The 1201-nt window shown below is 69.8% G+C and carries 1 protein-coding gene; it reads right to left on the reverse strand.

All coding sequences use genetic code 11. The features are described from left to right. Positions 1-60 precede the first annotated feature (60 nt). A partial coding sequence (locus FF041_RS38140) for a hypothetical protein (RefSeq protein WP_194292166.1) occupies positions 61-1201 on the reverse strand: 1141 nt, incomplete at its 5' end.

Raw genomic sequence — 1201 nt, forward strand, 5'->3', positions numbered from 1 at the left:
TGATGCCTCCAGCGATTCCGGGAAGAGGGGCGGGTGCTGTGCGGGTGAGGTCCGGGCGGGTCAGCCGGTGGTGACGCAGTTGGTGACGGTGCCCTGGTTGGCGGGGTTGAAGGTGCACACGCCGCCGTCGAGTACGCCGCCTTCCTGGCCGTCGCCGTCGCCGTTCACCGTGGCTCCCGGCGTGTTGCTGGCCGCCCGGGGGCCGTTGCCGTCGTCTCCCTGGCCGCCGGTGAGCGTGATCACGTCGATGAGGTTGCCGCCGTTGACCTCCCCGGGCTCATAGACAGCGACCCTTACGTTGGCCGCGCCGCCCGGCCCGTCGGGGCCGCCGTTGCCGCCGATGAGGCGGATGGTGTCGACGAGGGGGCCGCCGAATACCCGGCCCATGTTCGCGACCCCTCCGACCCGGCTCTCGGGCAGGTCGTCGTCGCCGTTGCTGCCGCTGCCGCCGCGGATGGTGATGTTGTCGACGCCTCCATCGCCCGCGCTGACGAAGCCGGTGTTGCCGACTCCCCCCGGAATCGCGAATTGGCCGTCCAGCGTGAGACCGTTGCCCCCGATCAGGGTGATGGTGTCCAGGAGGCCCGGGCCGCTGTTGATCCGGCCGCCGTTGGCGGTGCCGCCGAGGCTGAAGCCGCCACTGCTGTCGAGGGTGATGGTGTCGCTGCCGTCCCCGGTGTCGATCTCCCCGCCGTTCCCCCCGGGCATGTCGATTCTGTCGTTGCCCGTGCCGGTGCGGATCGTTCCCTTGAGCTCCTGGGTTGCCGCGTCGACGGTGTCGGCGCCCGGGCCGGTGTCGATGACGCCGCCCGGCTGAGTGGTGAGGACATTCCCGGTATTGACGATGGAGACGGTGTCGTTGCCGTTGCCGCCGGTGATGGTGCCGAAGCTTCTGGTGGAATCACTCCCGCTGAAGGTGTCGTTGCCGTCGCCGCCGTTGATGACAGTCCCGGCGAGGATGGTGTCGGTGGTGAAGGTGAAGGTGTCGTCGCCGCCGAGGAGGTTGACGGTGACCTCCGGGCCGGCGTTCCCGAAGACCCGGCAGGTGACGGTGTCGGGTCCGTTCGTGCCGTTGATGACGGACCCGGACATGCTCACGCCGTTGACCACACAGACGATCTTGAGGGCGCTGGCCGGGGTCGCACCGGCCACCGTCAGGGTGAGAGCGGCGGTCACGGAGAGCGCGGACGTGAGGAGGGTG

The sequence above is a fragment of the Streptomyces jumonjinensis genome, assembly GCF_009600885.1.
Classification (GTDB): domain Bacteria; phylum Actinomycetota; class Actinomycetes; order Streptomycetales; family Streptomycetaceae; genus Streptomyces; species Streptomyces jumonjinensis.